Genomic DNA, 6,392 nt, shown 5'->3' on the forward strand with positions numbered 1-6,392 from the left:
TCGAGTACACGCGGATCGTCTCCCAGTCGCGCAAGCCCGCCGTGTGCCGCAGGTGCGCGAGGCCGACCGCGCCCGCGCCGACGATCGCGAGATGGCGCGCGGCGCGCGGCGCGAGGCAGTCGACCGCGAGCGCGGTCGTGCCGGCCGTGCGTTCGACGGTCAGCAGGCCGGCGTCGCACCACATCAGCGGCTGGCCCGTGCGCATCGACATCAGCGCGGTCCACGCGGTGACGATCGGTTTCCCGTCGGGCTTGCCGCCCGTCACGACATACGGCGACAGCTTCGCGCCGAATACCTGCGCGTCGGCGAGCGCGCCGAGATACGTGATGAAGTCGCCGGCCTGGTCGGGAAACAGCGTCAGCGTTTGCGGCGGCTGCACCGCGCGCGCCGCGGCGAGCGACGCGAACATGCTGCGCAGCGTGCCGAGCACGTCGAGCGACGGCAGGGCCGCGCGCACCGCGGCTTCGTCGACGGTCAGCGGCAGGGTCGGGGCGGTTTGCGTCATGGGGACATCTCCGGTCGGGGCCGGACAGGACAGTCTCGATCGACGGTGTCCGGCAGTGTTCATGATGGACGAAAAGTCTAATATAGACAAACTAAATCGGGAGAATTTTTCTTTTCGAGATGTCGTGCCGTCGCGTGGTTAGGAAAAATCGCAGGTAAATCAAAGGGGTTAAGGATGGGTGGAGAATTTTCGACGTCGCGTATCAGGGCACGATTCTCGTATCCCCTATAGTCTATAGTAGACTTTGAGTCTATATTTCGCGTGCAGGTCTCGACGCATCGCCGTGTGGCGGCCGCCTGCTTCGAATGCCGACCCGGCGCCCGGCCCGGGGCGTCGTGCACCGATCTTCATCGCCTCAATCCGGAACGGAAGGACCGTCATGAACTGGAAGCTCTCCCTTTGCGCCGCCGCGGCGCTTGCCTGCGCGGCCGTCACGGCCCATGCGGAACAGACCACGTTGCGCTTCGGGATCGAAGCCGCCTATCCGCCGTTCGAGAGCAAGACGCCGGCCGGCCAGCTGCAGGGTTTCGACGTCGACATCGGCAACGCGGTGTGCGCGAAGCTGAACATGAAATGCGTGTGGGTCGAGAATGCGTTCGACGGCCTGATCCCGGCGCTGCAGGCACGCAAGTTCGACGCGATCAACTCGGCGATGAACATCACGTCGAAGCGCCGGCAGAGCATCGACTTCACGCCGGCGATCTACGTGGTGCCGATCGTGATGATCGCCAAGCACGGCTCGCCGCTGCGGCCCGACGTCGCGAGCCTGCGCGGCAAGCACGTCGGCGTGCTGCAGGGCTCGTCGCAGGAGGATTTCCTGAAGGCGCACTGGGCCAACGCGGGCGTGGCCGTCGTGTCGTACCAGGATCAGGACCAGATCTATGCGGATCTCGTCGCGGGTCGTCTCGACGCGGCCGTGCAGGAAGCGCAGACCGCGCAGGACGGTTTCCTCGACAAGCCGGCCGGCCGCGACTACCAGATCGTCGGCGAGCCGCTGAAGGATCCGGCGACGCTCGGTGAAGGCACGGGCTTCGGGATGCGCAAGAACGACAAGGCGCTGCAGGCGAAGATCGTCGGCGCGCTCGACGCGCTGAAGAAGGACGGCACGCTCAGCGCGCTGTCGCAGAAGTACTTCAAGCGCGACATCGTCTCGAAGTAATCGTCATCACCGCCGTGCGCCGGCCGCCGCGCCGGTGCGTGTCGCATCGAATCTCGACGCAGTACGGGGAACCATGGATTTCGACGTCATCGTTCTGGGGGCCGGCATCGTCGGCGTGTCGTCGGCGCTGCATCTGCAGGATCGCGGGCTGCGCGTCGCGCTCGTCGACCGGCGCGCGCCCGGCGAGGAAACGAGCCACGGCAATGCGGGGCTGATCGAGCGCTCGTCGGTCGTGCCATACGCGTTTCCACGCCGGCTCGGCACGCTGCTGCGCTATGCGCGCAACCGCTCGGTCGATCTCTACTGGGACTACCGCGCGCTGCCCGCGTATGCGGGCTGGCTCGCGCGCTTCTGGCGCGAATCGTCGCCGCAGCGGCTCGCGGCCGCCGCGCGCGACCTGTTGCCGCTCGTCGCGGCGAGCGTGGTCGAGCACGACGCGCTGCTCGCGCGCACCGATGCGCAGCCGCTCGTGCACGACGGCGGGTGGATCGAGGCGTTCCGTTCGCCCGCGCTGTTCGATGCGGAAACGCGCGCGCAGCAGCGCGTGGCCGACGCGCACGGGCTGCGGATGACCGTGCTCGACGCGGGTGCGTTGCGGGCGCGCGAGCCCGGTATCGGCGACGCGTTCTGCGGCGCGTTCCACTGGCAGGACCCGAAGACCGTGTCGAGCCCGGGCGGGCTGACCAAGGCCTACGCGCGGCTGTTCGAGCGCGACGGCGGCACGTTCGCGCTCGGCGATGCCCGGACGCTCGTGCAGGTGGATGACGGCTGGCAGGTCGGTACCGAGCACGGGCCGATCTCGGCGCGCTCGGCCGTGGTAGCGCTCGGGCCGTGGTCCGATCACGTCTTCGAGCCGCTCGGCTACCGGATTCCGCTGCGCGCGAAGCGCGGCTATCACATGCATTACCGGCCCACGCGCGCGCCGTTGAACGTGCCCGTGTGCGATACCGAGGCAGGTTTCGTCGTCGCGCCGATGGAAGGCGGCCGCCTGCGGCTCACCACCGGTGTCGAGATCGCGCTGCGCGGCGCACCGCCGACCGGCGTGCAGCTCGCGCGCGCCGAGCCGCTGGCGCGCGACGCGTTCGGCATCGGCGAGCGGCTTGATCCCAAGCCGTGGCTCGGAATGCGGCCTTGCACGCCCGACATGCGCCCGGTGATCGGGCCCGCGCCGCGCCATCGCCACCTGTGGTTCGCGTTCGGTCATTGCCATCACGGGCTCACGCTCGGCCCCGCAAGCGGCCGCCTGCTCGCCGAAATGATGACGGGCGCGCCGACCTATATCGATCCCCATCCGTACCGGCCCGCGCGCTTCGGCTGATCCGGCGGCGCGCGCTGCGTCGCGCGCGCCGGCCTTCACAATGTTTCAATCTGCTATCCGAATTATCGGAAATCACGCAATCGGAAATGATCTGCGTAATCGGCAAGAAAGATAATCGCGAAATAAAGAAAATCAGCAAATCGGCGATTTATCAATGCATTTTCATATTGGTGAAATGCGTAATGGGAAGCTGCTCGTGGCGGTGTGGCACGTCGTTGCAGCGGATGTTCCGGTGTTACGCGGAATGTACCGGAACACGTTACCACGGGGCTCGCAAACGTTACGTTACATCCGCGTTCAGTCGGCCTTTTTCGTCAGATGATTGCGGCGTAAAGGCTGTGAATTTCGTCTGAAATCGATTAAAAAAGCGTTATTGCCCGTCAATAGGCAGACGAATCAATCCCGTTTTTCGAATTGGCACGCTTCGTGCAATCCGTCCCCATGCTTTATCAACGTTGTGCCAACCGAGATGGGGACAATAAAGATGGGACACAATTTGAAATTGACGGGTGTGGCGCTGTCGGTCGCGACGGTGTTCGGGGTACTGGCTTCGGGTTCGGCGATGGCGGGGGCCCTTGATGCGCTGCCGATTCCGCAAGTGATCGTCAACCCGCCGACGAACAGCGTGTCGGTCGGATTGGTCGCGACGGGGACGTCGCCGCTGGGCTCGGTCACCGTGGCGGCAGGCGGGGCAGGCGCGATCCAGACGTCGCTGGGCGATCCCGGCCAGGTGCTGTCGGGCGCCGTGGGGGCGGTGACGGGCGCACTCGGCGGTGGCGGCGGCACGGTGCAGCCGCTCGCGCCGGTCCAGGGTGTGCTGAATCAGGTGACGGGTGCGCTGAGCGGCGGCAACCCGGCAGGTGCGTTGACCGGTGCGCTGAATACGGCGACGGGGACGCTGAGCAACGCGGTTGGCACGGTAACGGGGGCACTGAGTAATGTTGGCGGTGGGGCGAACCCGCTGGCGCCGGTGCAAGGCGTCGTCAATCAAGTGACGGGTGCGCTCGGTGGCGGCAACCCGGCAGGCGCGTTGACCGGCGCACTTGGCACGGTGACGGGTGCACTGGGTGGTATCGGCGGAGGCTCGAATCCGCTGGCGCCGGTACAAGGTGTCGTCAATCAAGTGACGGGTGCGCTCGGTAGCGGTAACCCGGCCGGCGCGCTGACCGGTGCCCTCGGCACGGTGACGGGTGCACTGGGCGGTATCGGCGGTGGTTCGAACCCGCTGGCGCCGGTTCAAGGCGTCGTCAATCAGGTAACGGGGGCGCTCGGTAGCGGTAACCCGGCTGGCGCGTTGACCGGTGCCCTTGGCACGGTGACGGGCGCACTGGGCGGTGTCGGCGGCGGCTCGAATCCGCTGGCGCCGGTACAAGGTGTCGTCAATCAAGTGACGGGTGCGCTCGGTGGCGGCAACCCGGCAGGCGCGTTGACCGGCGCACTTGGCACGGTGACGGGTGCACTGGGCGGTATCGGCGGTGGTTCGAACCCGCTGGCGCCGGTTCAAGGCGTCGTCAATCAGGTAACGGGGGCGCTCGGTGGCGGCAACCCGGCCGGCGCACTGACCGGTGCCGTCGGCACGGTGACGGGCGCACTGGGCGGTATCGGCGGTGGTTCAAACCCGCTGGCGCCGGTTCAAGGCGTCGTCAATCAAGTGACGGGCGCGCTCGGTAGCGGTAACCCGGCAGGCGCACTGACCGGCGCACTCGGCACGGTGACCGGCGCGCTGGGTAATGTCGGCGGCGGTTCGTACCCGCTGGGGGCGGTTCAAGGTGTCGTCAATCAAGTGACGACGGCGCTCAATAACGGCAACCCGGCCGGGGCGTTGACGGGTGCACTCGGTACGGTGGCCGGTGAACTGGGTGCCGGCAATCCGGCAGGCACGTTGACCGGTGCGCTCGGCAACGTGACGGGGGCACTGGGTGCTCTGGGCTCCATCGGTGGTGGCACGAATCCGCTGGCGCCGGTTCAGGGCGTCGTGAATCAAGTGACGGGTGCGCTCAGTGGCGGCAACCCGGCAGGTGCATTGACCGGTGCGCTGAACACGGCGACCGGGGCACTGAGCAACGCACTCGGTACGGCAACGGGTGCGCTCGGTAGCGGCAACCCGGCAGGTGCATTGACCGGCGCTCTCGGTACGGTCACGGGTGCATTGGGCGGTATCGGCGGCGGCTCGAACCCGCTGGCGCCGGTTCAAGGTGTCGTGAACCAGGTCACGGGTGCCCTCGGCAGCGGCAATCCGGCCGGCGCACTGACCGGCGCGCTCGGCACGGTCACGGGCGCATTGGGCGGCATCGGCGGCGGCTCGAACCCGCTGGCACCGGTACAAGGCGTCGTGAACCAGGTCACGGGCACGCTCGGCAGCGGCAACCCGGCCGGCGCACTGACCGGCGCGCTCGGCACGGTCACGGGTGCATTGGGCGGCATCGGCGGCGGCTCGAACCCGCTGGCGCCGGTACAGGGCGTCGTGAACCAGGTCACGGGCGCCCTCGGCAGCGGCAACCCAGCCGGCGCACTGACCGGCGCACTCGGCACGGTCACTGGCGCACTGGGCGGCATCGGCGGCGGCTCGAACCCGCTGGCGCCGATCCAGAGCGTCGTCGACCAGGTCACGGGTACGCTCGGCAGCGGCAACCCGGCCGGCGCACTGAGCAACGCGGTCAACACGATCACGGGCACGCTCGGCAACGTCGGCGGCGCGGGAAGCCCGCTGGCGCCGGTGCAGGGCGTCGTCACGCAGCTCGCCGGCACGCTCGGCGGCGCGGGAAGCCCGCTGGCGCCGGTGCAAGGCGTCGTGAACCAGGTCGTCGGCACGCTGTCCGGCGCCGGTGGCGGTAGCCCGATCACGCCGATCACGAACCTCGTCAACGGCCTGCAGAACGCGCTGCCGACGGGCGGCAACGCAGCCGGCGCGCTGACCGGCGCACTGGGCTCGGTGACGGGCGCACTCGGCAACCTCGGCGGCTCGAACCCGCTGGCGCCGGTGCAGGGCGTCGTGAACCAGGTCGTCGGCACGCTCGGCAACAGCAACGCGGTCGGCACGGCCACGAATGCCCTGGGCAACGCGGTCGGTTCCGTCGTGGGTGCACTCGGCAACCTCGGCGGCTCGAGCCCGCTGGCGCCGGTACAGGGCGTCGTGAACCAGGTGGTCGGCACGCTCGGCAACCTCGGCGGCTCGAACCCGCTGGCGCCGGTGCAAGGCGTCGTGAACCAGGTCGTCGGCACGCTGTCGGGCGCGGCGGGCAGCAACCCGATCGCACCGATCACGAACCTCGTGAGCGGCCTGACGGGCGGCAGCAACCCGGCCGGCGCACTGACCGGTGCGCTCGGTTCGGTGACGGGCGCACTGGCGAGCGGTCCGGCAACATGGGCGTGGGCAAGGACGGCGAGCCGACCGAGAACTTCCAGCTCGG

The 6,392-nt window shown here is 68.5% G+C and carries 3 protein-coding genes and 1 pseudogene; 3 read left to right on the forward strand and 1 reads right to left on the reverse strand.

The features are described 5' to 3' along the window. Positions 1-505, reverse strand: a pseudogene (locus G3N98_RS37585) (ornithine cyclodeaminase family protein); the annotation flags it as partial. 379 nt (positions 506-884) lie between these two features. Between G3N98_RS37585 and G3N98_RS37590 the strand changes: the two are divergent. The 3 genes from G3N98_RS37590 to G3N98_RS37600 form a co-directional block, all read left to right on the forward strand. After that, complete coding sequence (locus G3N98_RS37590) at positions 885-1,664, forward strand: ABC transporter substrate-binding protein (protein ID WP_089424638.1); 780 nt, start codon at positions 885-887, stop codon at positions 1,662-1,664. Between the two features lie 73 nt (positions 1,665-1,737). Next, positions 1,738-2,982 carry an FAD-binding oxidoreductase gene (locus G3N98_RS37595; protein WP_206150950.1) on the forward strand — a complete coding sequence of 415 codons (1,245 nt, stop codon included), beginning with the start codon at positions 1,738-1,740 and terminating at the stop codon, positions 2,980-2,982. 484 nt (positions 2,983-3,466) lie between these two features. Then, the coding region (locus G3N98_RS37600) for a hypothetical protein (protein ID WP_206150951.1) at positions 3,467-6,392 on the forward strand (2,926 nt) is incomplete at its 3' end.

Origin of the sequence: Burkholderia sp. Tr-20390, from assembly GCF_017104595.1 — a bacterium.
Lineage (GTDB): Bacteria > Pseudomonadota > Gammaproteobacteria > Burkholderiales > Burkholderiaceae > Burkholderia.